General features: G+C 75.0%; 20 protein-coding genes and 2 riboswitches. Of the genes, 2 read left to right on the forward strand and 18 right to left on the reverse strand.

Going from position 1 to position 24,703, the window contains the following annotated elements; translation table 11 throughout:
• Positions 1-58: 58 nt before the first annotated feature.
• The 17 genes from ABIE39_RS00770 to ABIE39_RS00850 all read right to left on the reverse strand — a co-directional run bounded on the left by ABIE39_RS00770 (position 59) and on the right by ABIE39_RS00850 (position 19,279).
• Entirely contained in the window at positions 59-1,849 is a 1,791-nt protein-coding gene (locus ABIE39_RS00770) for a dipeptide ABC transporter ATP-binding protein (protein ID WP_354049974.1), read from the reverse strand.
• Positions 1,846-2,892, reverse strand: coding sequence for an ABC transporter permease (locus tag ABIE39_RS00775; protein ID WP_354049976.1), 1,047 nt, complete (start codon positions 2,890-2,892; stop codon positions 1,846-1,848). Before ABIE39_RS00775 ends, ABIE39_RS00770 begins: the two co-directional genes overlap by 4 nt.
• Entirely contained in the window at positions 2,889-3,842 is a 954-nt protein-coding gene (locus ABIE39_RS00780) for an ABC transporter permease (RefSeq protein WP_257416376.1), read from the reverse strand. Before ABIE39_RS00780 ends, ABIE39_RS00775 begins: the two co-directional genes overlap by 4 nt.
• A 70-nt stretch (positions 3,843-3,912) precedes the next feature.
• Entirely contained in the window at positions 3,913-5,541 is a 1,629-nt protein-coding gene (locus ABIE39_RS00785; RefSeq protein WP_354049977.1) for an ABC transporter substrate-binding protein, read from the reverse strand.
• Between the two features lie 103 nt (positions 5,542-5,644).
• Positions 5,645-5,758, reverse strand: a riboswitch (SAM riboswitch).
• Between the two features lie 366 nt (positions 5,759-6,124).
• Entirely contained in the window at positions 6,125-6,445 is a 321-nt protein-coding gene (locus tag ABIE39_RS00790) for a contact-dependent growth inhibition system immunity protein (RefSeq protein ID WP_209828255.1), read from the reverse strand.
• Positions 6,446-6,665: 220 nt separating this feature from the next.
• Complete coding sequence (locus tag ABIE39_RS00795; protein ID WP_209828253.1) at positions 6,666-7,763, reverse strand: LLM class flavin-dependent oxidoreductase; 1,098 nt, start codon at positions 7,761-7,763, stop codon at positions 6,666-6,668.
• 131 nt (positions 7,764-7,894) lie between these two features.
• Positions 7,895-9,010, reverse strand: coding sequence for an LLM class flavin-dependent oxidoreductase (locus ABIE39_RS00800; RefSeq protein WP_354049979.1), 1,116 nt, complete (start codon positions 9,008-9,010; stop codon positions 7,895-7,897).
• 82 nt (positions 9,011-9,092) lie between these two features.
• Complete coding sequence (locus ABIE39_RS00805; protein ID WP_354049981.1) at positions 9,093-9,497, reverse strand: rhodanese-like domain-containing protein; 405 nt, start codon at positions 9,495-9,497, stop codon at positions 9,093-9,095.
• Positions 9,498-9,591: 94 nt separating this feature from the next.
• A complete protein-coding gene (locus ABIE39_RS00810) occupies positions 9,592-10,857 on the reverse strand; it encodes an LLM class flavin-dependent oxidoreductase (protein ID WP_354049982.1) in 1,266 nt (421 codons plus the stop codon).
• A 60-nt stretch (positions 10,858-10,917) separates the two neighbouring features.
• The gene (locus tag ABIE39_RS00815) at positions 10,918-11,853 is read right to left on the reverse strand and encodes an NADPH-dependent oxidoreductase (RefSeq protein ID WP_354049984.1); all 936 of its coding nucleotides are present in this window, start codon (positions 11,851-11,853) and stop codon (positions 10,918-10,920) included.
• The gene (locus ABIE39_RS00820; RefSeq protein WP_209828244.1) at positions 11,850-13,043 is read right to left on the reverse strand and encodes an FAD-dependent oxidoreductase; all 1,194 of its coding nucleotides are present in this window, start codon (positions 13,041-13,043) and stop codon (positions 11,850-11,852) included. Before ABIE39_RS00820 ends, ABIE39_RS00815 begins: the two co-directional genes overlap by 4 nt.
• A 7-nt stretch (positions 13,044-13,050) precedes the next feature.
• A complete protein-coding gene (locus ABIE39_RS00825) occupies positions 13,051-14,085 on the reverse strand; it encodes an ABC transporter substrate-binding protein (RefSeq protein WP_209828242.1) in 1,035 nt (344 codons plus the stop codon).
• A gap of 114 nt (positions 14,086-14,199) precedes the next feature.
• On the reverse strand, positions 14,200-14,979 hold the full coding sequence (locus ABIE39_RS00830; protein WP_209828240.1) for an amino acid ABC transporter ATP-binding protein: 780 nt from the start codon (positions 14,977-14,979) through the stop codon (positions 14,200-14,202).
• The gene (locus ABIE39_RS00835) at positions 14,976-16,067 is read right to left on the reverse strand and encodes an amino acid ABC transporter permease (RefSeq protein WP_209828238.1); all 1,092 of its coding nucleotides are present in this window, start codon (positions 16,065-16,067) and stop codon (positions 14,976-14,978) included. Before ABIE39_RS00835 ends, ABIE39_RS00830 begins: the two co-directional genes overlap by 4 nt.
• Complete coding sequence (locus tag ABIE39_RS00840; RefSeq protein ID WP_209828237.1) at positions 16,064-16,633, reverse strand: GNAT family N-acetyltransferase; 570 nt, start codon at positions 16,631-16,633, stop codon at positions 16,064-16,066. The genes ABIE39_RS00835 and ABIE39_RS00840 overlap by 4 nt, the downstream gene beginning before the upstream one ends.
• Positions 16,634-16,697: 64 nt before the next feature.
• The gene (locus ABIE39_RS00845; RefSeq protein WP_354049987.1) at positions 16,698-18,098 is read right to left on the reverse strand and encodes an NtaA/DmoA family FMN-dependent monooxygenase; all 1,401 of its coding nucleotides are present in this window, start codon (positions 18,096-18,098) and stop codon (positions 16,698-16,700) included.
• 17 nt (positions 18,099-18,115) lie between these two features.
• Entirely contained in the window at positions 18,116-19,279 is a 1,164-nt protein-coding gene (locus tag ABIE39_RS00850) for an LLM class flavin-dependent oxidoreductase (protein ID WP_354049989.1), read from the reverse strand.
• 347 nt (positions 19,280-19,626) lie between these two features.
• A riboswitch (SAM riboswitch) is annotated at positions 19,627-19,734 on the reverse strand.
• 170 nt (positions 19,735-19,904) lie between these two features.
• Here ABIE39_RS00850 and ABIE39_RS00855 point away from each other — a divergent pair.
• Both ABIE39_RS00855 and ABIE39_RS00860 read left to right on the forward strand, forming a co-directional pair.
• Positions 19,905-20,657, forward strand: coding sequence for a TetR/AcrR family transcriptional regulator (locus tag ABIE39_RS00855; RefSeq protein WP_354049991.1), 753 nt, complete (start codon positions 19,905-19,907; stop codon positions 20,655-20,657).
• A 106-nt stretch (positions 20,658-20,763) separates the two neighbouring features.
• Entirely contained in the window at positions 20,764-23,511 is a 2,748-nt protein-coding gene (locus tag ABIE39_RS00860; RefSeq protein ID WP_354049993.1) for an MMPL family transporter, read from the forward strand.
• A gap of 85 nt (positions 23,512-23,596) precedes the next feature.
• On the opposite strand, the gene ABIE39_RS00865 is transcribed toward ABIE39_RS00860, so the two are convergent.
• Positions 23,597-24,604, reverse strand: coding sequence for an endonuclease/exonuclease/phosphatase family protein (locus ABIE39_RS00865; protein ID WP_175007530.1), 1,008 nt, complete (start codon positions 24,602-24,604; stop codon positions 23,597-23,599).
• Positions 24,605-24,703: the final 99 nt, after the last annotated feature.

A 24,703-nucleotide genomic window follows, 5' to 3' on the forward strand; every position in this document is an offset into this window, starting at 1 on the left:
CGTAGAACGGCACGTCGCGAGGTAGAGCACGTCGTGTGCTACCTCGCGACGTGCCGTTCTACGTCGCGGTGCGCCCCTGGAGCGCGCGGCGGCCGGGGATGGCCGCGACGAGCTCGCGCGTGTACTCCTCCTGCGGGTCGAGCAGGATCTGCTCGGCCGCGCCCTGCTCGACGACGCGCCCGCGGTGCATGACGCCGACGTGGTCGGACACCTGCCGCACGACCGCGAGGTCGTGCGAGATGAACAGGTACGCGAGCCCGTGCTCGGCCTGCAGCCGCACGAGCAGCTCGAGGATCTGCGCCTGCACGGACGCGTCGAGCGCCGAGACGGGCTCGTCGAGCACGACGAGCGCCGGGTTCAGCGCGAGCGCCCGCGCGATGGCGACGCGCTGGCGCTGCCCGCCCGAGAGCTCGCGCGGTCCCCGCCGGAGCACGTCGGGCGGGAGCGCGACGTCCTCGACGAGCGCACGCGCCCGGTCGGCACGCTCGGACGGCGACCCGACCCGGTACGCCCGGAGCGGCTCGGTGACGATCTGCTCGACGGTGAACCGCGGGTCGAGTGACGCGTACGGGGACTGGTAGACCACCTGGAAGCCGCGGCGCAGCGACCGCAGCCGCTCGCCGCGCGCGGTCGTGATGTCCTCGCCCGCGAACTCGACCGCACCCGCGGTGGGCCGCTCGAGGCGCAGGGCGAGGCGCGCCGTCGTGCTCTTGCCCGACCCGGACTCCCCCACGAGCGCGTACGTCTCGCCGCACCCGACCGCGAGGCTCACGCCGTCCACCGCGACGAGCGTCCGGTGCGCCGACCCGCGCGGCAGCGTGAACTCCTTGCGCAGGTCCCGCACCGCGAGGACGGGCGCGCTCGCGGTGTCCTGACCGGCGCCGTCGGGCACCGCGATCCCCTGACCGACGGCGCGGCTCGCGACCGCGGCGCGGCTCGCCTCGGCGCCCGGGACGACGCCGTCGCCCGGCACCGCCTCCGGGGTGCCGCCCGCGACGAGACGCGAGCTCGCGAGGCTCGGCGCCGCCGCGATGAGCTGCTGGGTGTACGGGTGGCGCGGGCCGTGCAGCACCTGCTCGGCGGTGCCCTCCTCGACGACGACCCCCTGCTCGAGGACGACGATCCGGTCGGCGCGGTCCGCCGCGACGCCGAGGTCGTGCGTGATGAGCAGGACGGCGGTGCCGAGGTCGCGCACGAGTCCGTCGAGGTGGTCGAGGATGCGGCGCTGGACCGTCACGTCGAGCGCGCTCGTGGGCTCGTCCGCGACGACGAGGCGCGGCCGGGCCGCGACGGCGATCGCGATGAGCACGCGCTGGCGCATCCCGCCGGAGAGCTGCGACGGGTACTGCCGCGCGCGGGCCTCCGGGTCGTCGATCCCGGCCTGGCGCAGCAGCTCGACCGCGCGCTCGCGCGCCTCCTTGCGCCGCGCGAGCCCGTGGATGACGAGCACCTCCGCGACCTGGTCGCCCACGCGCGTGACGGGGTTGAGCGACACCGTCGGGTCCTGCGGCACGAGCCCGACGTCGCGGCCCCGCACCTGCTGCCACTCCTTCTCGGAGAGCCGTCCGACGTCGCGCCCACCGAGGCGGATGGTCCCTGCCGTCACCTCGCCCCCGCGCGCGAGCAGGTGCAGGGCCGCGTGCGCCGTCGTGCTCTTGCCCGACCCGGACTCGCCCACCAGCGCGACGACCTCGCCCGCCCCGACCGTGAGGTCGACGCCGCGGACGGCGGCGTACGAGCCGCCGTCGCGCGTGCGGTAGGCGACCTCCAGACCGCGGATCTCGAGCGCGGGCGCCTCGCCCGACGTCGGGCCGGGACGCTCCTGGGTGGTCGGCGTCGTGGCGGTCATGCGTCCCCTCCGGTCCGTTCCAGGGCCCGCGCGATGCGGTTCGCCGACAGCACGACGGCGACGATCACGAGGCCCGGCATGGTCGTGAGCCACCACGCGGTGGCCAGGTAGTCGCGCCCGCCCGAGACGAGCGAGCCCCACTCCGGCGCGGGCGGCGGCGTCCCGTAGCCGAGGAAGCTCAGGGCCGAGATGGCGAGCACGGCCGTGCCGAGCTCGAGCGCGACGAGCGCGAGCACCGGTCCCGTCGAGTTGGGCAGCACGTGGCGCCCGAGCACGCCGTACCAGCGCACCCCCGACGCGCGGGCCGCCTCGACGTACACCGACGTCGAGGTCCGCAGGACCTCGGCCCGCATGACGCGCGCGAACGTCGCGACGCTCGTGATGCCGACGGCGATCGCGACCTTGACCGTCCCGAACCCGAGCGCCGTGATGATCGCGAGCGAGAGCAGGATGCTGGGGATCGCGAGCAGCACGTCGACGAACCGGCCGACGACGTCGTCCACCCACCCGCGCACGAACCCCGCGAGCAGGCCGAGCAGGGACCCGGCGACGAGCCCGACCGCGACCGCGATGACGGTCGCGCCGAGCGAGGCAGACGCGCCGTGGACGACGCGCGCGTACACGTCCCGCCCCAGGTGGTCGGTGCCGAACAGGTGCGCGCCCGACGGCGGCTGCAGCCGGTCCGCGGGCACGCCCGTCAGCGGGTCGTACGCCGTGAAGAGCTGCGGGACGACCGCCCACGCCGTGACGAGCAGGACGACGAGCACGGCGACGACCAGCCCGGGCCGCCGCACGGCGTACCGCGCCCCGCGCCGCCACCGGCCCGCCGTGCCCCGGGTCCGCACGTGGCCGTGCCGGAGGATCGCGCGCGCGTCCTCGCGGTCCTCGACCTCGATCTCCGCGGGCGTGCGTCCCTCGGGCGCGTCGGCGGGCGGGGCGTCGGGGGCGAGCGCGCCCGACGGCGGCGCGTCCGCCACCGCGGCACGGTCCGCGACCCGGGCCTCGTCCCGGAGCACGATGCGCACTCCCGGCCTGGTGCTCATGCGGCCACCGCCTTCTGTCGTGCGTCGATCCGGGGGTCGAGCAGGGGGTAGAGCAGGTCGACCACGAGCGTGACGACCACGAACACGAGCGCCGAGAGGACGACGACCGCCTGCACCACGGGGATGTCCTGCGCGTCCACCGACGTGACCGTGAGTCGTCCCAGGCCCGCGCGCGAGAACACGGTCTCGGTGACGACCGTGCCCCCGAGCAGCCCGCCCACGACGACCCCCAGCACGGTCAGCGCGGGGATCGCGGCGTTGCGCAGCGCGTGGCCGAAGTGCACGCGCGCCCGGCTCGCGCCCTTGGCGCGCGCCGTCTCCACGTACGGCTCGCCGAGCGTCCCGCGCAGGCTCCGGGCGAGCACCTGGGCGAGCGCGGCGCTCGCCGGGACGGCGAGCGTGATCGCCGGCAGCACGAGGCTGATCGCGCCCTCGTTGCCGATCGCGGGGAACACCGGGAGCTGGAAGGAGAACCACTGCAGCAGGAGGAGACCCAGCCAGAACGGCGGCAGGGCGACGCCGAGCGGCGGCAGCGACGCGAGCGCATGGCGCAGCCAGGCCGCGCGCGGGAACGTGCTCGCGATCGCGATGCCGGCGCCCGCCACGACGGCGAGGACGAGCGCCGCGGCCGTGAGCCGGAGCGTCTCCGGGAGCGCCTGGAGCACGAGCTGCGTCGCGGGCGCCCCGGACGCGTACGACGTCCCGAAGTCGAGCCGCAGCGCGTGCCACAGCGCGTCGGCGTACTGCACGAGCACGGGCCGGTCGAGGCCGTACTGGGCGCGCAGGGCGTCGAGCAGCGCGGGGTCCACCTGGTCCGCCTCGCCGCCGCCGCTCGCCATGAGCGCGGCCGGGTCGCTGGGGAGCAGGTAGAGGACGAAGAACGAGATGGTGAACGCCGCCCAGAGCACGAACAGGCCCTGCCCGGCGCGACGCAGGACGTACCGGCCCATGGTCGGCCTCCTTCCGTGGGGGATGCCCGCCTGCCCGACGCCGCGGCGTCGGGCAGGCGGGCCCGGCGGGTCAGCCCTGGGTGACCCAGGCGTCGTAGAAGTCGAGGCGCGACGACGCCTCGAACGTCAGGCCGTGGACCGTGTCGGCGGCCGCGATGGTCGTCGAGAGCTCGTAGACCGGGATCGCGTGGCCCTTCTGCACGAGCAGGCGCGACGCCTCCGTGACGAGCTCCTGGCGCTCGGCCGGGTCGGTCGCCGCGGCCGACGCGTCGAGCAGGTCGTCGACCTCCTCCGCGTCGCGCTGGTTGATGTTGCGCGCGTTCGCCGAGAAGATCGTGCGCAGCACGTCCGGGTCGGAGCGCGTGAGGTTGTAGTAGTCGAAGTCGAAGTCGCCGCTCTCCTTGATCGCCTGCGACTCGGCGACGGTCACGTGCTGGAGCTGGAGGTCCACGCCGATCTGTGCGAGCTGCTGCTGGACCAGCTCGAGCGGCTCCGGCACCTGCCAGAACGTCACGGTCGTGGAGAGCTTCTGGCCGTCCTTCTCCCGCACGCCGTCGGCGCCCTCGACCCAGCCCGCGTCGTCGAGGATCTTCTTCGCGCCCTCGGGGTCGTAGGCGAGCTCGTCCGCGACGCTCTCGTAGTGCGGGGTCGAGTGCGACAGGACGCTCGTGGCCGGCTCATCCTGGGCGCTGAGCACGGTGTCCGCGATCTGCTCGCGGTCGATGCCCTGGAGGATCGCCGTCCGCACGGCCTCGTCGCCCGCGAGCGGGCTCGACTCGTTGGGGAAGAGGTTGAACACGACGCCCGGGTTGGCGCGGTACTCGAGCCAGAACCCGTTCCCGTCGAACTGCGGGAGGTCGACGGTCGAGATCGCGGCCGTGGCGTCGATCTGCCCGGACTGCAGGCTGCCGCTGCGCACGCTCGCCTCGGGGATGACCTTGAACGTCACCGTGTCGAGGTAGGCCTCGCCCTGGTGGTCGCTCGCCTCCGAGCCCCACGCGTAGCCCGCGACCTTCTGGAGCACGATCTCCTGGTCCTGCGTGTACGACTTCACGGAGAACGGGCCGGAGCCGACGAACTTGCCGGCGCAGCGGTCCTCGACGCTCAGGTCGGCCGAGGACGGGGCGAGGAGGCCGAGCGAGAACGTCGAGGTGGCCTGGAGGAACTGCGCGCTCGGCTCCGCGAAGTCCACCGTGAGGGTCTGCGGGTCGGTGACGGTCGTGCCCTCGTAGCCGACGAGGTACTGCGACCCGAGCGACGCCGTCGCACCGAGCGCGACGATCGCGTCGAAGTTCGTCTTCACCGACTCGGCGTCGATCGGCGTGCCGTCGGCGTACGTCGCGTCGTCGCGCAGGTGGAACGTGTAGCTCGACGCGTCGTCGTTCACCTCCCAGCTCTCCGCGAGCCACGGCAGGATCTCGCCCGACTCCGGGTCCTGCGCCGTGAGCGACGCGACGGTCTGGCGGGCCGCCGCGATGGCGTCGTTGTTGCCGACCTGCTGCGGGTCGATGCAGTGCGAGTCGACCGTGAGGGCGAACGTCAGGTCGCCGCCCGCCACGGGCTCGCCGGACGGGCTGGGCGACCCGTCGCCGTCGGACGCGCCGGAGCCGCCGCCCGCGCACGCGCTGAGCAGGAGGCCCGTCGCGGCGGCCGCCGCGGCGACGGTCAGGGACCGGCGTCGGTGAGGTGTGGGGATCATGTCGTGCTGCTCTCCTCGTGTGCCGGCTGAGGACCGGCGGTCGTCCGGCGCCGGTGGTCGACCGTGCCGGGCCCAGGGCCGGCGCGGCGGGGAACCCACCGGGGTGCCGTGCTTACCGCGCCGTGGGAGCGGCGCGGTCAGGTCGTTCCCGGAGCACCCCGTCACGTCGAAGGGTTGCTGGTCAGCGAGCCGGGCCTGCGTGCTGACGCTCGTCACCTGGGAGCAGGAAAGACAATCTCGACTGGTTAAGTCAAGTATCGAGACGGCCGTCCCGCCAGGCGGACGGTTGTTTCCGCCGAGACGACGCGAGTCACGGCCGCCTCGCGTGTCACCGCACCGGGAAGGGCGACTCGGGAGGTGGGGTGGCGCCACTGACCGGGCGCGCTCGGACGGGCGCCCGACCTGCGGCAGCACGGACCGCCGCGACGCCACCGACAGCGAAGCGCGCGCCACGGGCGTCGACAGCGACGTCGTCGACACCCGGACGTGCGCCGACACGCCGAGCAAGACGCGCCACCGGAGCCGTCGCGATCAGACCCGCCGACCATAGCCGGCACGCGAGAGACCGAGAGAGCGAAGCTCCTCAGGGACCGTCAAGATCTGATGCGGTGATTCTCGCCCTCACTTCTCCCCGGACCACGAGGAGCCAGTCGCGCAGCGGCATGCCCACGGCCTCGCGATAGAGCTCGGCATGAAGCCGGCCGTTGATCCACTCGACGACCTGCTCGTCGGAACGGTAGCGGTCCAGGGTGCTGTCGATCTCGTCGACGAGTCCGTCGTACCTGCTGGGGCCGGCCAGGTCGAGGAAGCGCGCCAGAGCACCTGCGGCGCTCCCGTAGTCCTCTTCCCAGTCCTGGTGGAAGAACGAGCCGAAGAACGCGTCGAGCGAGTAGTGGGTCGTCATGGCGCACCTCGCGGAGGGGTCGTCGCGTCAAGGAAGGGCGGCGTGAGTGCGAGAGCCTGCGTCGAGACCGGAGCTGCGCCCGGGACGCGACGCTACACCGTCGGCCTCTTCAGCAGGGGTGTTCTCAGCCTGCCGCCGGGCCCGCAGCGCAGCCTCCTCCAGCATCCACGCCGCCCGGCTCGAGGAAGAGCGAACCGGCCGTGGCGTCGAGGATGCCTCGTCAGGCCGCCGTGAACCCCGCCGCGCGGCGGGAGTCGGCCGGGCTCCAGAGGTCCGTCTTCACCTCGGCCTGCACGACGGGCACGACCTCCTCCGCGAACCGGCGCAGCACGTCCTCCTGCTGCGCCGCGGGGATCAGGTGGTTCACCGAGACGGACTGCAGGTCGTGCCGGTACGAGGCGTGGTAGTCGAGGATCTTCTCCGCCACGCGCTCCGGCGACCCCACGAGCGCGGGCCCGCGCTCGACGGCGTCCTCGACCGTCCGGAAGCTCGGTGCCTTCCCGACGGCGTCGGGCCCGTACCCCCGGCGCGCCGCCGCCGCGACCTGGCCCTCGTAGATCGGGCGGTACTGCTCGATCGCCTCCTCCGTCGTGTCGGCGAGGAACAGCCCGCCCGAGCCCGACCCGACGAACCCGTACGCCGGGTCGTGCCCGTGCGCCGCGTACTGCTCGCGGTAGCGGTCGATGAGCACCTGGTAGTTCTCGCGCGGCTGCAGCGCGTTGGCGCTGACGATCGGGTCCCCGTACCGGGCCGCGAGGTCCACCGCGAAGCGCGAGGTCGCCGACCCGTGCCAGATCCGGAACGGCCCGGCGAACGGCCGTGGCAGCGTCGTCGCGTGCTCCAGCGCGTGGCGGTGCCGCCCGCTCCAGCTGACGTCCTCCTCCGACAGCAGCAGGCGCAGCAGCTCGTAGTTCTCCTGGAGGTACTCGTACTGCTTGTCGAGGTCCAGCCCGAGCAGCGGGTACTGCAGCACCTCGTTGCCCTTGCCGATGACGATCTCCAGCCGCCCGCGGCTCAGCTGGTCGACCGTCGCGAGGTCCTCGGCGACGCGGATCGGGTCGAGCAGCGACAGCACGGTGACGCCCGTGCTCAGCAGGATGCGCGACGTCCGCGCCGCGACCGCGCCGAGGAGCACCGTCGGCGCCGACGACAGCACCTCCCCCGCGTGCCGCTCCCCCACCGCGAACGAGTCGAACCCGAGCTCCTCCGCCAGCACCGCCGTCTCGACGACCCGGTTCAACCGGTCGGACGGCGCGACCGCCTCCCCGGTCACGGGGTGGGGCGGGTTGAACACGATGTCGAGTACCTGGAACCGCACGTCCTTCTCCTTGTTTTTCGTCGTCGTTCGGGGGCCCGGTACCGGCGCGTTCGGCAGCTCCGGTCGTGATCGGCACGCGCAGGTGCCGAACCCGACCGGAGCTGCCGACCCGGGGCGGGGTTGCCGATCTGTCAGGCCGCGGCGGCCTCCGCGGCGGCGGCGTCGCGCTTCGCGACCTCCTCGCGGACGAGCGGGATGACGTAGCGACCGAAGTCGACCGCGTCGTCCAGCAGGTCGTAGCCGCGCGCGGAGATGACGCGGACGCCGAGGTCGTAGTACGCGAGCAGCGCCTCGGCGACCTGCTCGGGCGTGCCGACGAGCGCGTTGGAGTTGCCGGCGCCGCCGGTGGCCTTCGCGGTCGCGGTCCACAGCGCGGTGTCGAAGCGCTCGCCCTGGGCGGCGATCTCGAGCAGCCGCTGCGAGCCCGCGTTCTCGGGCTTGTCGATCGGGTGCCGACGGCTGAGCTGTCCCCCCGCGGCGGCCTTGCGCGTCTCGATCCGGTCGAGGATGCGGTGCGCCTTCTCCCAGGCGAGCTCCACGGTCGGCGCGACGATCGGCCGGAACGCGGCGTGGATGCGTGGCGGCGTCGTGCGGCCCGCAGCAGCGGCCTCGGCGTGCACGCGCGCGATCTGCTCGGCGGTGCGGTCGAGCGGCTCGCCCCAGACGGCGTAGATGTCGGCCTCGGCCGCGCCGACGCGGAACGCGGCGTCCGACGACCCGCCGAACGAGATGGTCGGGGTGCGGCCCTCGAACGGCTTGGCGTCGAGCACGAAGTCGTCGAAGTCGTAGAACGGCCCGTGGTGGTCGAACGGCTCGGCGCTCGACCAGGCCTGCTTGACGATCTGGATGTACTCGTGGGTGCGCGCGTACCGCTCGTCCTTGGTCAGCGTGTCGCCCTCGCGGCCCTGCTCGTGGTCGTTGCCACCGGTGATGAAGTGGACGGAGAGCCGCCCGCCGGAGAGCTGGTCGAGCGTCGCGAACGTCTTGGCGGCGTACGTCGGGTAGGACACGTTGGGCCGGTGCGCGAGCAGCAGCTCGATCGACTGCAGGCGCGCGGCGGTGTAGGCGGCGAGCGCGGCGGGCTCGGGGCCGGAGGATCCGTACGCGAAGAGGACGCGCGTCCAGCCGTTGTCCTCGTGCGCGCGCACGAGGCGCTCGAGGTAGGCGGGGTCGAACGCAGCGGTCGTGCGGTCGGTGGTCTCCGACGCGTCGTTGGTCGTGGCGATGCCGAGGAACTCGACGGGCATGAGGGTCTCCGTGGTGTCGGGGCGGGTGGTTCGGGGTGCGGGTTCGCGGACCGGACGTGCGCGGCGCAGCGCGGGCGTCGGCTCAGGGGGCGGCGGGCGCCGTCGGCTGCGCGGACGCCGTCGGTTCGGAGGACGGAGCGGGCCCGTCGACCGGGTCGGACGCCGGGAGCCCGGCGTCCTTCCACGCCGGGAACCCGCCGTCGACGTGCGAGACGTTCGTGTACCCGCGCCGGGCGAGGGCCTCCGCGACGGGACCGGAGCCGTTCGGCGACCCGCACACGACGACGACCGGCGTGTCGAGCGAGACCACCGGGGCGTCGGCGGGGCCGAACAGCGCGTCGAGGTCGTCCCGGTCGGCGAGCGTGGCGCCGGGGATCTCGCCGTGCGCGGCGCGACCTCCGGCCGAGCGCACGTCGATCAGCAGCGCGCCGTCGGCGACCTGTGCGGCGGCGTCGGCCGCGGTCCGGAGGGGCGGGGTCGTGGTCATGGGTGTCTCCTTCGGGTGAGGTCGCGAGATCGACCCGCACGTCCGAGGTCGACCCTCCGCGGGTCGCTCGGGAGACGCGCGGGTCGATCCCGCGTCAGCGGGTGGTGGCGAGGGCGGGTGCGACGTCGGGGGTGACGGCGGCGCGTGCGGCAGCGTCGGCGTCGGCGCCGCCCGCGAACCAGTGCTCGGCGAGCAGCGCGAACGAGCGGCGCGCGTCGTCGGCGTCGTGGGTCGCGGTGGTGACGAGCAGCTCGTCCGCGCCGGTCGCGCGGCGCAGGGTCTCGAGCCGCCGCACGACGGTCTCGGGGTCACCGACGATGCGCGTGTCGACCCGGTCCGCGACGAGCGCGCGCTCGGACTCCGGGCGGTCCTCCCACGCGGGCGACGTGCCCGGCGCGGGGTAGGCGATCGCCCCGTCGGCGCCGCTGCGGATGGAGAGCACCCAGTCCGCGAACGGCGTCGCGAGCTCGCGGGCCCGCTCGACGGTGTCGGCGACGAGCACGTCGGCGGAGACGACGACGTAGGGCTCGTCGAGCACGCCCGGCCGGAACGCCTCGCGGTACGCGGCGACGGTGTCGAGCGTCGCCGACGGCGCCACGTGGTAGTTCGCGGCGAGCGGCAGCCCGAGCTCGCCCGCGACGCGTGCGCTCTCGCCGGCGCTCGACGCGAGGACCCACAGGTCCCAGTCGGCGCCCTCGACGGGCGGGCTCACGTACGGCGTCCCGCGCTCGTCGCGGTAGCTCCCCGCGCGCAGCCCGAGCACGAGCTCGAGCTCGTCGCGGAAGCTCGCCGGGGTGCGCGACGCCCCGACGATCCGCTTCTGCGCGAGGATGCGCTCGCGCAGCACGGAGTCGTTCACGTCGGCGGGCGGCGCGCCGGGCACGTACAGCCCGTCGACGACCCGCGGCCCGGTGGCCGGCCGTGCCCGCCGCGGCGGCGCCCCGGCCCCCTTCTCCCCCGTCGGCGGCGTGAACGCCCGGCCGAGCCCGAGGTCGACGCGGCCCGGGTGGAGCGCGGCGATCGTCCCGAACTGCTCGGCGGCGACGAGCGGGCTCGTCGTGCTGAGCAGCACGGCACCGCTGCCGACGCGGATACGCTCGGTCCGGGCCGCGACGGCGGCGGCGAGCACGGCGGGCGACGCCGAGCCGACGCCGGGCGACAGGTGGTGCTCGGCGTACCAGACGCGGTGGTAGCCGAGCCGGTCGAGGTCGCGCGCGAGCCCGACGGCGCGGCGCACCGCGTCCTGGCCCGTCGCCCCCTCGGGGACGATCGCGAGGTCGAGCACGGACAGCGGGACGCGGCCGGACGCCGGTCGCGGCCCGCCGGGGGCGGCGGTCGGGTGCGGGTGCTGGTGGGACATGGCTTCCTCTGGTGGGGTGCGGTGGCTCGGGGCGACGCGGTCGCGTGCGGGGTCGCCGGGCTACTTGGACGGGAATCCGAGCGCGGCGAGCGTGGTGCGCAGGTGGGCGCGCCCGCGCAGGGCGCCGGGGACGCGCAGGCGGTCGACGACGCGGTCGCGCCAGCCGCCGTCGAGCCCTTCCTCGCGGTAGAAGGGCGCGATGCGCTCCTCGTACGCCGCGACGTGCTCCTCCTGGCCGGCGGCGCGGTAGCGCTCGGCGTGCAGGACGGCGGCCTGCGGCAGCCGCGGCTTGACCCGTTCGCCGCCCGCGGGGTCGGGGTGCCCGACGACGAGGCCCACGACCGCGACGACGCCCTCGGGCAGGCCGAGCTCGGCCGCGACCTGGGCGGGGTGGTTGCGCAGCGCGCCGATGTACACGGTGCCCAGACCGAGCGACTCCGCCGCCACGACGGCGTTCTGCGCGGCGAGCGCGGCGTCGAGGAACGCGACGACCGTCGTCTCGAGGTAGTCGGTCGCCTCGAGCCGGACGCCCTCGCGCTCGCCGAGGGCGCGGGCCCGCGCGACGTCGGCGAGCCAGACGAGCAGCAGCGGCGCGGCGCGCACGTGCTCCTGGTCGCCCGCGAGCGCCGCGAGCCGCGCCTTGCGCACGGGGTCGGTGACGGCGACGACGCTCCAGAGCTGGAGGTTCGACGACGTCGGGGCGGACTGCGCGGCGGCGACGAGCGTCGGCACGACGTGGTGGGCCAGCGGGTCGGTGCGGTAGCGGCGCACCGTCCGGTGGCCCAGCTGCGTCGCGAGGACGGTGCCGGGACGGTCCGCGGCGGGTGCCAGGCCCGCGGTCGCGCCGGGCGCGACGTCCTCGACCGCGGCGGGGTCGACGCCGTACCGCGCCGCGAGCGCGGCACGGGCCCCGCCGGTGTCGTGCGTGGCGTGCGTCTCGGGGCCCGCGGACGGAGCCGGAGCGTCCGCGGCGGCGGGTGCGGGAGCGATCGTCATGAGGCGGTCCTCTCGGGGAGTGCGGCGAGGCGGGCGAGCGCGAACCGCGCGGCGGCGGTGCCGCCGTCGGCCAGCGAGCCGGGGGCGGTGGCGAGGTCGGCGAGCACGCGCCCGACGGCCGGGGCGAACTTGAAGCCGTGGCCGGAGAACCCGGCGCCGACGACGACCGGGCCGCGGCGGTCGAGCACGAAGTCGTGGTCGGGCGTCGTGGTGTAGGTGCAGCTCACGGGGACGTAGGCGTCGGGGTCGAGGCCGGGCAGCCAGGTGCGCACGTAGTCGCGCAGCGCGGCGAGCTGGCCCGGCTCGGGCCGGTAGGAGCGCCGGTCGGGGTCGACGACGGGGCCGACGCCGTGGAAGCCGACCTTGACGCCCTCACCCGGGGTCGCGAGCCCGTAGACGCCGCTCGGCCACGCGGTGCCGGGACCGACGTCGTGCGTGAACGCAGGCCACCCCGCGGGTGACGTCCCGGGGGCGAGCGCGAAGTGGGCGGGCTGCTCCTGCGTGACGACGAGCGGGAGCTCCTGCCCCAGCAGGCCGCCCGCCGGGGAGCCGAGCAGACCCGCGCTCCACGCCCCGACGGTCACGACGACGACCCGCGCGACGACGTCGGCGCCGTCGGTGACGACGCGCGCGCCCTCGGGGACGCGCTCGACGTGCCGGACGGCGACCTCGTGCCGCACGTCGGCGCCCTGGGCGGCCGCCGCCCCCTGGAGGGCCGCGACGGCGCGGTCGGCGTGGAGCCGGCCGGCCGTCGCGACCTCGTGCAGCACCCGGCCCTCGAACCGCAGCCCCGGCCAGCGCTCGGCCGCGGCCGCCGGGTCGAGCCACTCGTGCTCGATCCCCCGGGCGGCGAACGCGGCGCCGATCGCGTCGGCGCGGCGCTGGGCCGCGCCGTCGCGACGCCCGTGGCTCACGCCGCCGGTCACGTCGAGGAGCGCGGTCCCGGTCTCGTCCTCGACCTCGCGCCACTGGCGCAGCGCCTCCTGCGCGAGGTCGAGGTACTCGGGCTCGGCGTAGGTCGTGCGGTAGATGCGCGACGTCCCGTGCGAGGCGCCGTGCGCGTGCCCGGGAGCGAAGCGCTCGAGCAGCACGACGTCGCGCCCGCGCCGCGCGAGCTGCCACGCGGCGGCCGAGCCCATGACGCCGCCCCCGACCACGAGGTGGTCGACGTGCTGGGTGCTGGTGGTCATGCGCGGGTCACTCCGTCTTCGGCAGGCCGGGCGGGTTGGTCTGCGACTCCTCGACGGCCTCGGACTCCAGGCCCCACCGCTGCAGCACCTCCAGGTACGCGCCGTCCTCGATGGCGTGGTTGATCGCGGCCGTGATGGCCGGGGCCGCCTCGTTGCCCTTCTTCGTGGCGACGGCGATCTGCGCCGTGTCGGGCCAGCCCCCGTTGAGCGTGCCGACGACCTTGAAGTCCTGCGGGGAGATCGCCGCCTGGTACGCGAGCGACGCGTTGGGGCCGACGTACGTCTCGATGCGCCCGGACTGGAGCGCGAGCAGGACGTCGGAGAACTGCTCGTAGTACTCGGGGCCCTGGACGGGCTCGAGGCCGTCCTCCTGGTTGAGGCGGTCCCACTCGAGCACGATCTTCTCCTGGTTCGTCCCGGAGCCGACGGCGACGACCTTGCCCGCGATGTCCTCGCGCTTCGTGATCGACGTGATGTCGGAGTCGGCGCCCACGAGCCAGCCGAGCTCGTCGTTGCGGTACGTGGAGAAGTCGATGGTCTCCTTGCGCTCCTCGGTCACCGTGACGTTGGAGATCACGGCGTCGACGTCGCCCGAGCCGAGCGCGAGCGGCCAGTCGGCCCAGGCCTTGACCTCGAGGCGCAGGTCCTTGCCGAGCGCGTCGGCGACGAGCTGCGCGATGTCGGTCTCGTTGCCGATGGGGGTCTCGTCGTCGTCGGCGAGGAAGCCGAGCGGCGGCGCGGCGCCCGCGGAGATCGCGACGACGAGCTCGTCCTTGTCCTTCCAGGCGTCCGGGAGGAGCGCGACGGCCTCGGCCGACTCGGTGGTGCGGACGCGGTCCTGGTCGGGGCTCGTGCTCACGTCGAGGGCGTCCGAGACGGACGTCGTGCTCTCCGTCGTGCCGTCGGAGGACGCCGTGCCCTCGTCCGCGGCGGCCGGGGCCTCGGTGCTCACCCCGGAGCAGGCCGCGAGCGCCAGCAGGGGCACGACGGCGAGGGCGGCGAGCGCGCGGGGGGCGCGGGCGCGGGTGGTCGTTGCGGTCACGGGTGTCCTACCTCTCGGGTGGTGCGTCGGGGTGACGCGGGGACTGCGGGTGTGCGGGACGGCCGGGCGGCCGGTCGCGGGTGACGACGGCGGGCGTCGGTGGACGTCGGTGGTTCAGAGGACCTTCTGGAGGAAGGCCCGGGTGCGGTCGTGGCGCGGGTGGTCGAGCACCTCGGCGGGCGTGCCCTGCTCCACGACGACGCCGTCGTCCATGAACACGACGGTGTCGGCGACCTCGCGGGCGAAGCCGATCTCGTGCGTGACGACGACGAGGGTCGTGCCGGTGCTCGCGACGTCCTTGATGACCTCGAGCACCTCCCCGACGAGCTCGGGGTCGAGCGCCGAGGTGGGCTCGTCGAACAGGAGCACCTTGGGCCGCAGCGCGAGCGCGCGGGCGATGGCGACGCGCTGCTGCTGCCCGCCGGAGAGCTGGCGCGGTCGGGCGTCGGCCTTGTCGGCGAGCCCCACGCGCTCGAGCAGCGCGCGGGCCTCGGGCTCGACGTCCTCGCGCCGACGGCGCTGCGCGGAGACCGGCGCCTCGACCACGTTCTCGAGCGCGGTGAGGTGCGGGAACAGGTTGAAGCTCTGGAAGACGAACCCGATCTGGGTGCGCTGGCCGAGGATCTCGCGCTCCTTGAGCTCGCGCAGCGTGCCGCCCTTGCGGCGGTACCCGATGAGCTCGCCGTCGAGCGAGATGAACCCCTTGTCGACCTTCTCGAGGTGGTTGATCGCGCGCAGCAGCGTCGACTTCCCGGAGCCCGACGGGCCGAGCACGACCGTCACGGACCCGGGCGGGACGGTGAGCGACACGTCGCGCAGCACCTCGAGCGTGCCGAAGCTCTTGTGGACGCCGTGGATCTCGACGAGCCCGGCGGTCGCGACGTCGGCGGTCATGCCGCACCTCCCGACGTGCGGGCGGTGCGGGTCAGCACGCCCACCCGGGCGCGGGCCGCGTACGCGGGCGGGACGGCGTCGGGCACGGGGCGGCCGGACAGCCGCGACGCCCAGACGAGGACGGTCCACCGCGCCTTCTGCAGCGGGGTCGGGGGCAGCGTGCGCACCGCGCCCTTCGCGTAGTGCCGCTCGACGTAGTACTGCACGACCGTGATGAGCGTCGTGAGCACGAGGTACCAGATCGAGGCGACGATGAGCAGCGGCACGACGCGACCGTTGCGGCCGTAGATGACGCTGACGATGTAGAAGAGCTCGCCGTACGCGAGGACGTAGACGATCGACGTGCCCTTGAGGAGCCCGATCACCTCGTTGACGGCCGTCGGGATGATCGAGCGCATCGCCTGCGGCAGGATGATGCGGCTCACCTGGCGCCGTTTGGGGATTCCGAGCGACGCGGCGGCCTCCTGCTGCCCCTGGTCGACCGAGAGGATCCCGGCCCGCACGATCTCGGCCGAGTACGCGGCCTGCGAGAGCCCGAGCCCGAGGATCGCGGCCCAGAACTTGTCGATCACGGACAGCGTGTCGAAGTACAGGAGCTCGGGCCCGAAGGGGATGCCGACGCTCAGGTACGGGTACAGGTAGGCGAGGTTGTACCAGAGCAGGAGCTGCAGCAGCAGCGGAACGGACCGGAACACCCACGTGTACGTCCACGAGACCGACTGCAGGAGCGGCGAGCGCGACAGCCGCATGAGCGCGAGCACGGTGCCGAGCGCGAACCCGACGACCGACGCGACGAGCGTGAGCCGGATCGTCGCCCACACCCCTTCGAGGATCGAGGGCCACGTGAGGTACTGCGCGACGACGCCCCACTCCCAGCGGTCGTTCGTCACGAGCGAGCTGACGACCATGGCGAGCAGCACGGCCACGCCGGCCGTCGCGACCCAGCGGCCCGGGTGCCGGGCGGGGACGATGCGCAGGCTCTCGAGCGGCAGCGCGTCCTCGGCACCGCCGCGCGGGTCGGCGGGGTGCCGGCCCGACGGCGGTGCGAGCTGCCGCGACTCGTCCTGCGGGAGCGACACGGTGCTCATGGCGCGACCTCCAACCACTTCTCGAAGGCGAGCGGGCCGATCTCCTCGGGATCGGTCCCGGTGTCGAACAGGGGCGTGTAGCCCGTCGCGAGGTAGAGGCCTGCTGCCTCGGGCTGCCGCGGACCGGTCGTCAGGTAGAGACGCCGGTACCCGCGCTCGACCGCGCGGCGCTCCAGCTCCGCCAGCACGACGCGCGCCAGCCCGCGGCGCCGGTGCGCCGAGTGCGTCCAGATCCGCTTGAGCTCGGCGGTGCGCACGGCGGGCGTCCCGTCGGCGCGGCGCGCGGCCGACCGGGCGAGGCGCACCGGGTCGCCGAGCTCCGGCTCGGTCCGACGGCGGAACGCGCCGCCCGCGACGGGCTCGCCGTCCTCCAGCACCAGCACGAGCTCGCCGTGCGGCGCCGCGAAGTCCTGCGCGGGGTAGTGCTCCATCTCGGCGCGGAGCTCCTCGGCGGTGAGCACGCGCTGGTACCGCGTCCAGTACTCGTGGGAGAGCTCGTCGAGCAGCGGGCGCACGAGCGGGTCGTGCAGGGCGACGGACCGGACCTCGCGTGTGCTCGTCCTCATGGGTCCTCCGGGGTTCGTGACGGGCGGTGGGGGGGCGGGTGGTGGCGGGAGGGGGCTGCGAGGGTCAGCCGACGAGCTCGGCGGGGTGCGCCGCCGTCGGCTCGCCGTCGCCGCGCGCCGCCGTGCCGGGGCGGGCGAGGCCGAGGTGCTCGCGCAGGGTCGTGCCCGCGTACTCGGTGCGGAACGAGCCGCGCTCCTGGAGCAGCGGGACGACCTGGTCGAAGACGTCGTCGAGCCCGCCCGGCGTGAGGTGGGGCACGAGGATGAAGCCGTCGGAGGCGTCCTCCTGGACGTGCCGGTCGATGTCGTCCGCGACCTGCCGCGGCGTGCCGACGAACCCGCCGCGCGACGTCACCTGGATGACGAGCTCGCGGATCGACCACCCGTTCGCCTCGGCCTGCTCGCGCCACGCCGCGGCGACCGCCGCCGGGTCCTTCGCGTGCCGCACCCGGCCGCGCGTGATCGACAGGTTCTCGGTGTCGGGGTCGACGTCGGGCAGCGGGCCCTCGGGGTCGTACGCCTCGAGGTCGCGGCCCCAGACCTGCTCGAGGAACGCGATCGCCGTCGGGCCCGAGACCTGCTGGAGCCGGATCTCCCGGGCGCGCTCCTCCGCCTCGGCGGGCGTGTCGCCCAGCACGACGACGGTCGCGGGCAGGATCTTCAGGGAGTCGCGCTCGCGCCCGTGGGCCGCGAGCCGCCCCTTGACGTCCTCGTAGAACGCGCGCCCGGCGTCGAACGTCGAGTGTGCCGAGAACACGACGTCGGCGGTCGCGGCGGCGAAGTCGCGCCCGTCGGCCGAGTCGCCCGCCTGGAACAGGACGGGGTGGCCCTGCGGGCCGCGCGGCGTCTCGAACAGCCCGACGACGTCCGCGTGCGTCCCGTGGTGCGCGACCGGCCGCACCGCGCCGGGCCGCAGGAAATCGCCCGCGATCCGGTCGGCCAGCACGGCGTCGTCGTCCCACGAGTCCCACAGGGCGCGCGCGACCTCGACGACCTCGGCCGCCCGCGCGTACCGCTCGGGGTAGGGCAGGTAGCCGCCGCGGCGGAAGTTGGCGCCCGTGAAGGCGTCGGGGCTCGTCACGAGGTTCCACGCCGCACGGCCCTCGGAGAGCAGGTCGAGCGTCGCGAACTGCTTCGCGAGCTCCCACGGCTCGTTGAACGTCGTGCTGATCGTGCCCGCGAGGCCGAGCCGCTCCGTGACGGCCGCGAGCGCGGCGAGGACGGGCAGCGTGTCGGGGCGGCCGACGACGTCGAGGTCGTGGATGCGGCCCTTGTGCTCGCGCAGGCGCAGTCCCTCGGCGAGGAAGAAGAAGTCGAGCTTCGCGTCCTCGGCACGGCGCGCGAGGTGCTCGAACGACGCGAAGTCGATCTGGCTGCGCGAGCGGGGGTCGCTCCACACGGTGGTGTTGTTGACGCCCGGGAAGTGGGCGCCGAGGTGGATCTGCTTGCGGGGTCGGGTGCTCACGTCGGGTCCGTCCGGGCTCAGGCGATCGCCGCGTAGCGGTTCGCGGGGTGCGGGAGGCCGAGCGTGTCGCGCAGCGTCGTGCCCGGGTACGCGGTGCGGAACAGGCCCACGCCCTGGAGCAGCGGCACGACCCCGTCGACGATCGCGTCGAGGTCCGTGCTCAGCGACGACGGCCGCAGCAGGAAGCCGTCGGCGGCGCCGGCGTGCGCCCACTCCTCGACCGTCGCCGCGAGGTCGCGCGCCGTGCCGACGTGCGTCAGCGAGTCGGTGTCCCACGAGACGCCCTCGAGGTCCTCGAGCAGGTCGAGGCGCGCCTGGGCGCTCGCCCGCGTGTCCCCGACGACGACGTACGCGTCCACGAGGACCCGCAGCCCGTCGGGGTCGCGCCCGGCGCCCGCGGCGGCGTCGCGCACCTGCGCCCGCAGCGCGACCGCCTCGTCCCGCGTCGCCGCGCGGACCCGCACGACGTCGGCCCGCCGGGCCGCGAGGTCGAGCGACGCCGGCGTGCTCGCCCGCACGACGACGGGCGGCTGGCCCTGCGGCGGGCGCGGGGTGATCGACGGCCCCTTGACCGCGAACCGGATGCCCTCGTGGTCGACGTGGTGCAGCTTCTCGCGGTCCACGAACCGGCCCGTCGCGACGTCGCGGATCTCGGCGTCGTCCTCCCACGAGTCCCAGAGCCGCGTGACGACGTCGACCGCCTCGTCCGCCTCGGCGACGGCGTCGGGCTCGTCCTGGGCGCCCTTGCGCCCGAAGGCCGCGGCCTCGGCCGGGGTCGTGGACCACCCGACCTGCCACCCCGCGCGGCCGGAGCTCACGTGGTCGATCGTCGCGACCGCCTTGGAGACGTGGAACGGCTCGGTGTGGGTGGTCGTGACGGTCGGGACGAGGCCGATGCCCGCGCTGCGCGGCGCGAGCCGGGACGCGACGAGCGCGGCGTCGAGCCGGCCGCGCACGGACCCGTTGCGGCCCGGCTGGAGGGTGAACGCGTCGTCGAGCGTGACGAGGTCGAGCAGGCCGCGCTGGGCGGTGGCGACGAGCTCGACGAGGCGCTTGGCGTCGAACAGGCGCCGGGCCTGGGAGCCCACGGTCCGCCAGGCGGCGGGGTGCGCACCGGCGTCGGTGAGGTCGACGCCCAGGTGGACGGTGCGGGCGGGGCGGGCGGGGCGGGGGTCGGGCATCGCGAGGATCCGTTCTGGGACAGGCGCCGACCGCACGCTCAGGGCGCGGCGGGGTGCCAGGGGGTGGGCAGGGTCGCCCCGCCGCGGGGCGGCAGGGCGGGGCCGGGGAGGCCGGAGGGAGGCCCGTCACGGCGTGCGCGCGGGCGCGCGCGGCGTCAGGAGCGGGGCGTCGTCAGCGACAACAGGTGACGCGCGCGGGGGCGCCGACCGGACAGGAGACGACGGCCGCACCGCGGACCGGACAGGGGCACGTCGGCGCGTGCGGGGTGCTCACCGCGGTGCTCGACTCTCGCCGGTCCATCGTCCGTCTCCTTCGTGCCCGTCGCCGGGCGCCGCGTCGTTGCCCCGCACCGCGCGGGTCGCGCGTCGCGGGACCTGGTCCTCACCCGGGGCACCCCGCCGCGCGGGAGGGTTGCCGTCCGACGAGCCGGGGCTTGGCGTCGGAGCTCATGACCATGTCCTGTGCCGAGGTCCGTGGACCTCGGTTGCGCGGGAACTTACGAGCGGGCACGGAGGGTGTCAACGCACCGCCAGAACCTTCCCACATACTGGACCTGATCGGTCCACTTTGAGCGCCGACCGCTCTCGTTTGCACCGAGTGCATCGATGCACCTAGTGTCAAGAGGTGCCTCCCCTGCCCGGACCCGAGCGCCCGACCGCGCCCGCGACGGACGCCTCCGACCTCGCCGGCCCCGGCCCGGACGCCCCCGCTCCGGACGCCCCCGCTCCGGACGCCCCCGCTCCGGACGCCGCGGCTCCCGACCGTCGCGCGGCCCTGCGCGCGCGCCACCGCCGCGCGATCGTCGCCGCCGCCGCGACGCTCATGGAGGAGAAGGGCGGTGCGCGCTTCACCGTCGACGAGCTCGCGGCACGGGCCGACGTCGCGCGCCGCACGATCTTCAACCACTTCGCGTCGCTCGACGACGTCGTCGTGGAGGTCTGCGAGGACGTGCTGGGCTCGGTCGTCGAGACGCTCGGGGCGAGCGCGGCCGAGCCGGGCACCGACCGCCCCACGCCCCTCGACGACGTCACCGCGGCGCTGCGCGGCACGGACCTCGTCGGCCCCATGGCCTACCTCACGCGGGCCCTCGGCGGCACCGCGACCGAGCCCACGCCGCGCGTCACGACGATGGTCGTGCGCACCTTCACCCACCTCGCCGAGCGCCTCGTCGCGGCCACCACGCGCCGGCACCCGGACGTCGACCCGCTCGAGATCGAGATGCTCGTGGGCGCGCTCATGGCCGGGGTCCTCGTCATCCAGCGTCGCTGGTGGGCCGAGACCGGTGCCGCCGACGACGACGCCTCGCGCGAGGTCTGGGCCGGTCTGCTCGACCGCCTCGTCGAACGGATCCGCGCCGGCTGGGCGGACCCCGCCTGACGCGACCCCCACCCTCCCGACCCGCGACCACCTCTCCCGCCACGCCACCCCCGCCACCCCGGGCGCACCCGTCGGACCCGGACCGGACCCCCACCGAAGGATCCTCATGGCTGAACTCCTCTACCGCCTCGGCCGCGCGTGCGCGCGCCGCGCGCGGACCGTCCTCGCCGCGTGGCTCGCGGTGCTCGTGCTCGCCGGGGCGGCGTTCGTCGCGTTCGGCGGCACGCTCGCGAGCAGCTTCTCGATCCCCGGCACCCCGACCGCCGACGTCACCGAGCGCCTCCAGACCGCGCTGCCCGAGGCGTCGGGCGGGAGCGGCACGATCGTCCTCGCGACGGAAGACGGTGCCCCGTTCACGCCCGAGCAGGAGGCGGCGATCGCGGACCGCTTCGCCGCGGCGGAGGAGGTCGACGGCGTCGCGTCGGTCGTCGACCCGTTCGCGACGCAGGAGGAGCTCGCCGACCAGCGGAAGCAGATCGACGACGGCCGCACCCAGATCGCCGCGGGACGCGAGCAGATCGAGGACGGCGGCGCGCAGCTCGCCGCCGCGCAGGAGCAGGTCGACACCGCCCGCGCCCAGCTCGACGCAGGCCAGGCCGAGCTCGACACGGCGCGCGCCCAGGCCGAGGCCGCGGGCGCGCTGGAGCAGGCCGCGCCGCAGCTCGACGCGCAGCAGGCCGAGCTCGACGCGGGCCGCGCCACGCTCGAGTCGCAGGCCGCGACGCTCGACCAGCAGGTCACCGCGCTGGAGGACCAGAGCGCGACGCTCGAGGAGCAGTCCGCGCAGCTCGAGCTCTCCGCTCCCCTGCTCGACATGGCGTCCGACATCCGCCTCGTGTCCACGGACGGGAGCGCGGCGGTCGCGAACGTGACGTTCACCGAGCCGAACATGAGCATCGACCAGCAGACGAAGGACGACCTCGTGGCGGTCTTCGCCGACGACCCGGTCGACGGCGTCCAGACCGACTTCTCGTCCGACATCGCCCAGGGCGTGCCGCAGGTGTTCGGCGTGGGCGAGGCCGTCGGCCTCGTCGTCGCGGCGATCGTGCTCGTCGTCATGCTCGGGACGCTCGTGGGCGCCGGCCTGCCGATCCTCACGGCTCTCATCGGGGTCGGGATCGGCGCGCTCGCCGCGATGTCGCTGTCCGGAGTCGTGGAGATGTCGTCGGTGACGCCGGTCCTCGGCCTCATGCTGGGCCTCGCCGTCGGGATCGACTACTCGCTGTTCATCGTCAACCGGCACCGGCGCCAGCTCAAGCAGGGCGACGAGCTGCACGAGTCGATCGCGCTCGCGAACGGCACGTCGGGCAACGCGGTCGTGTTCGCGGGGGCGACGGTGCTCATCGCGCTGCTCGCGCTCAACGTCACCGGCATCCCGTTCCTCGGCCTCATGGGCACGGTCGGTGCGCTGTGCGTCGCGATCGCCGTGCTCATCGCCGTCACGCTCACGCCGGCCCTGCTCGGCATGATCGGCCCGCGGATCCTCAGCCGCCGCGAGCGCGCCGCGCTCGCCGGTCCCGCCGCGTCGACGGGTGTCGCCTCGACCGGTGCGGCCGCCGGCTCGGCGGCCGGCTCGGCGGCCGGCTCGTTGGCCGGGAGCGCGGCGTCGGAGCCGGGCACCGCGGGCGGCCTGCCCGCCGCGGAGCCCGTGCGGCCCATGTCGACCGTGCGCGCAGTGGGCACGGCGCTGCTCGCCGTCGTCGCGCTCGGCGTGATCGCCCTGCCCGCGCTCGACCTGCGGACCAACCTGCCCGACGGCTCGTCCGAGGCGCACGACTCCACGCAGTACCGCGCGTACTCGACGATCGCCGAGGAGTTCGGCGAGGGCACGAACGGGCCGCTGCTCGTCGTCGCCGACCTCCCGGGCGAGCCGACCGAGGCCGAGGCGCTCGCGTACCAGGTGGGCGTGGCCGAGGAGCTGTTCGCGCAGGACGACGTCGTGGCCGTCGCGCCGATCGGGACGTCCGAGGACCGCACGGTCGCGGCGTTCCAGGTGATCCCGGCCGAGGGTCCGACGAGCGAGTCGACCGAGGAGCTCGTGCACGCACTGCGCGCGCTCGAACCGCTCGACGGGGACGTGACGCTCGGCGTCGCGGGCTCGGCCAGCGGCAACATCGACATCTCGGAGAAGCTCGCGCAGGCCCTGCCGATCTACCTCGCGGTCGTCGTCGGGCTGTCGCTCGTCATCCTCGTGCTCGTGTTCCGGTCGATCTTCGTGCCGGTCGTCGCGACGCTCGGGTTCATCCTGTCGTACTTCGCCGCGCTCGGCGGGGTCGTCGCGATCTACCAGTGGGGCTGGCTCGCGGGGGTGTTCGGCGTCGAGACGCCGGGCCCGATCCTCAACTTCCTGCCCACGATCCTCGTCGGCATCCTCTTCGGCCTCGCGATGGACTACCAGCTCTTCCTCGGCTCGGGGATGCGCGAGGCGTACGCGCACGGCGCCCCCGCGCGCGTCGCGATCGTGCAGGGCGTCCGCGCGGGCCGGGCCGTGGTGACGGCCGCGGCGATCATCATGATCTCCGTCTTCGGCGGGTTCGTCTTCTCGCACAGCGCGATGATCCGGCCCATCGGGTTCGCGCTCGCGTTCGGCGTGCTCGTCGACGCGTTCGTGGTGCGGATGCTGCTCGTCCCGGCGCTCATGCACCTCGTGGGCGACAAGGCGTGGTGGCTCCCCCGCTGGCTCGACCGCGTCCTGCCCGACGTCGACGTGGAGGGCGCCGCGCTCGAGCGTCGGCACCCGCACCACCTCGACGGGCCGGCCGACCCGGCTGCCGAGGGCGCCGCGCCCGACGACGGCAGCGACCCGGGCACGACCGCCCCGGACCCGGCGGCGCCGGAGCCCGCGCGCGGCTGACGCCGCGGAGCCCCCGCACCGGACCCGGCGCCACGGGTCGACGAGCGCACTCGCTCGTCGGCCGGGGGCGCCGGGTCCGCCGTCGTCAGGGGCGGGGCACGTGCACCGTCGCGACGATCGCGCGGTGGTCGCTGCCCACGACGTGCAGGGAGCCGACGTCGGTCACGACGTTCTCGCGGTCGGTCACCACGTGGTCGAGGTTCAGCACCGGCGGCACGACGCCGGGGCGCGGCGACCACGACAGGTCGAGCCCGCCGCCCGAGGCGCGCGTCGCGTCGTGGAACCGGTCGCCCAGCAGCCGGCGGAACGTCGCGTGGTCGTGGGTGGAGTTGAAGTCCCCGACGAGCACCTGGGGCAGCGGGTCGCCGTGGGCGCGCTCGGCGAGGGCGTCCGTCTCCTCGTGCCAGATGTCGACGTACTCCGGGATCGGCGGGATCGGGTGCACCGCGGTGACGCGCACCGGCACGCCGTCGACCTCCACCGTCGCCGACGGCATCGCGTCGTTCGAGAACGGCTCGACGTCGACGTCGCGGAGCGGCAGCGCGCTCCACAGCCCGCTGCCCATGGCGCCGCGCCCGACCTTGCCGTCCGCGCTGTACGGCAGCACGTCCTCGATGCCCGCCGCGACGAGCCGCTCGCGCAGGTCCGTCGTGAGCTCCAGCACGGCGAGCACCTGCACGTGCTCGGTGCGGACGAGGTCGACGAGCGCGTCCGCGTCCGCCGCGCCGTACCAGGTGTTGGCACCCATCACGCGCAGCGTCACCGCGTCGTCGGGCGGGGCGGGGCCGGGCACGAACGCCGGGACGAGCCACACCGCCTGGACGGTGACGCAGACGGCGAGCAGCGCCGCGAGCAGCCACCGGCGCGCGAGCAGGGTGAGCACGAGCCCGACGACGGCGCCCAGGGCGACGAACGGCGTGAACCCGACGAGCTGCGCGACGGGCGTCCACGCGTCGTCGGGCAGCGTGCGCACGAGCGTGAGGAGGAGCACCGCGACGGCACCCGTGGCGAGGACGGCCGTGAGGGGCCGCCCGCCCGGTCGGCGCCGCGTCGTGACGCGCGCGGGCGGGAGGCGCGTGGTGGCCGAGGTCATGCCCGGACTCTCGCAGCGCCCACCCTGCCGCCGCGACCCGCCCCACCGGCCCGCCGGCGATCTCCACCGAACCCGCCCACCCGCCCGTCCCGCCCGTCC

Origin of the sequence: Cellulosimicrobium sp. 4261, from assembly GCF_040546915.1 — a bacterium.
Classification (GTDB): Bacteria; Actinomycetota; Actinomycetes; order Actinomycetales; family Cellulomonadaceae; genus Cellulosimicrobium; species Cellulosimicrobium cinnabarinum.

Excerpts from the sequence above, each read along its gene's own strand:
- ABIE39_RS00770 (WP_354049974.1), bottom strand. The coding sequence starts at position 1,849 with ATGACCGCCACGACGCCGACCACCCAGGAGCGTCCCGGCCCGACGTCG.
- ABIE39_RS00865 (WP_175007530.1), bottom strand. The coding sequence starts at position 24,604 with ATGACCTCGGCCACCACGCGCCTCCCGCCCGCGCGCGTCACGACGCGG.
- ABIE39_RS00860 (WP_354049993.1), top strand. The coding sequence starts at position 20,764 with ATGGCTGAACTCCTCTACCGCCTCGGCCGCGCGTGCGCGCGCCGCGCG.
- ABIE39_RS00840 (WP_209828237.1), bottom strand. The coding sequence starts at position 16,633 with ATGAGGACGAGCACACGCGAGGTCCGGTCCGTCGCCCTGCACGACCCG.
- ABIE39_RS00780 (WP_257416376.1), bottom strand. The coding sequence starts at position 3,842 with ATGGGCCGGTACGTCCTGCGTCGCGCCGGGCAGGGCCTGTTCGTGCTC.
- ABIE39_RS00805 (WP_354049981.1), bottom strand. The coding sequence starts at position 9,497 with ATGACCACGACCCCGCCCCTCCGGACCGCGGCCGACGCCGCCGCACAG.
- ABIE39_RS00835 (WP_209828238.1), bottom strand. The coding sequence starts at position 16,067 with ATGAGCACCGTGTCGCTCCCGCAGGACGAGTCGCGGCAGCTCGCACCG.
- ABIE39_RS00775 (WP_354049976.1), bottom strand. The coding sequence starts at position 2,892 with ATGAGCACCAGGCCGGGAGTGCGCATCGTGCTCCGGGACGAGGCCCGG.
- ABIE39_RS00785 (WP_354049977.1), bottom strand. The coding sequence starts at position 5,541 with ATGATCCCCACACCTCACCGACGCCGGTCCCTGACCGTCGCCGCGGCG.
- ABIE39_RS00800 (WP_354049979.1), bottom strand. The coding sequence starts at position 9,010 with ATGCCCGTCGAGTTCCTCGGCATCGCCACGACCAACGACGCGTCGGAG.
- ABIE39_RS00815 (WP_354049984.1), bottom strand. The coding sequence starts at position 11,853 with ATGACGATCGCTCCCGCACCCGCCGCCGCGGACGCTCCGGCTCCGTCC.
- ABIE39_RS00790 (WP_209828255.1), bottom strand. The coding sequence starts at position 6,445 with ATGACGACCCACTACTCGCTCGACGCGTTCTTCGGCTCGTTCTTCCAC.
- ABIE39_RS00810 (WP_354049982.1), bottom strand. The coding sequence starts at position 10,857 with ATGTCCCACCAGCACCCGCACCCGACCGCCGCCCCCGGCGGGCCGCGA.
- ABIE39_RS00850 (WP_354049989.1), bottom strand. The coding sequence starts at position 19,279 with ATGCCCGACCCCCGCCCCGCCCGCCCCGCCCGCACCGTCCACCTGGGC.
- ABIE39_RS00820 (WP_209828244.1), bottom strand. The coding sequence starts at position 13,043 with ATGACCACCAGCACCCAGCACGTCGACCACCTCGTGGTCGGGGGCGGC.
- ABIE39_RS00830 (WP_209828240.1), bottom strand. The coding sequence starts at position 14,979 with ATGACCGCCGACGTCGCGACCGCCGGGCTCGTCGAGATCCACGGCGTC.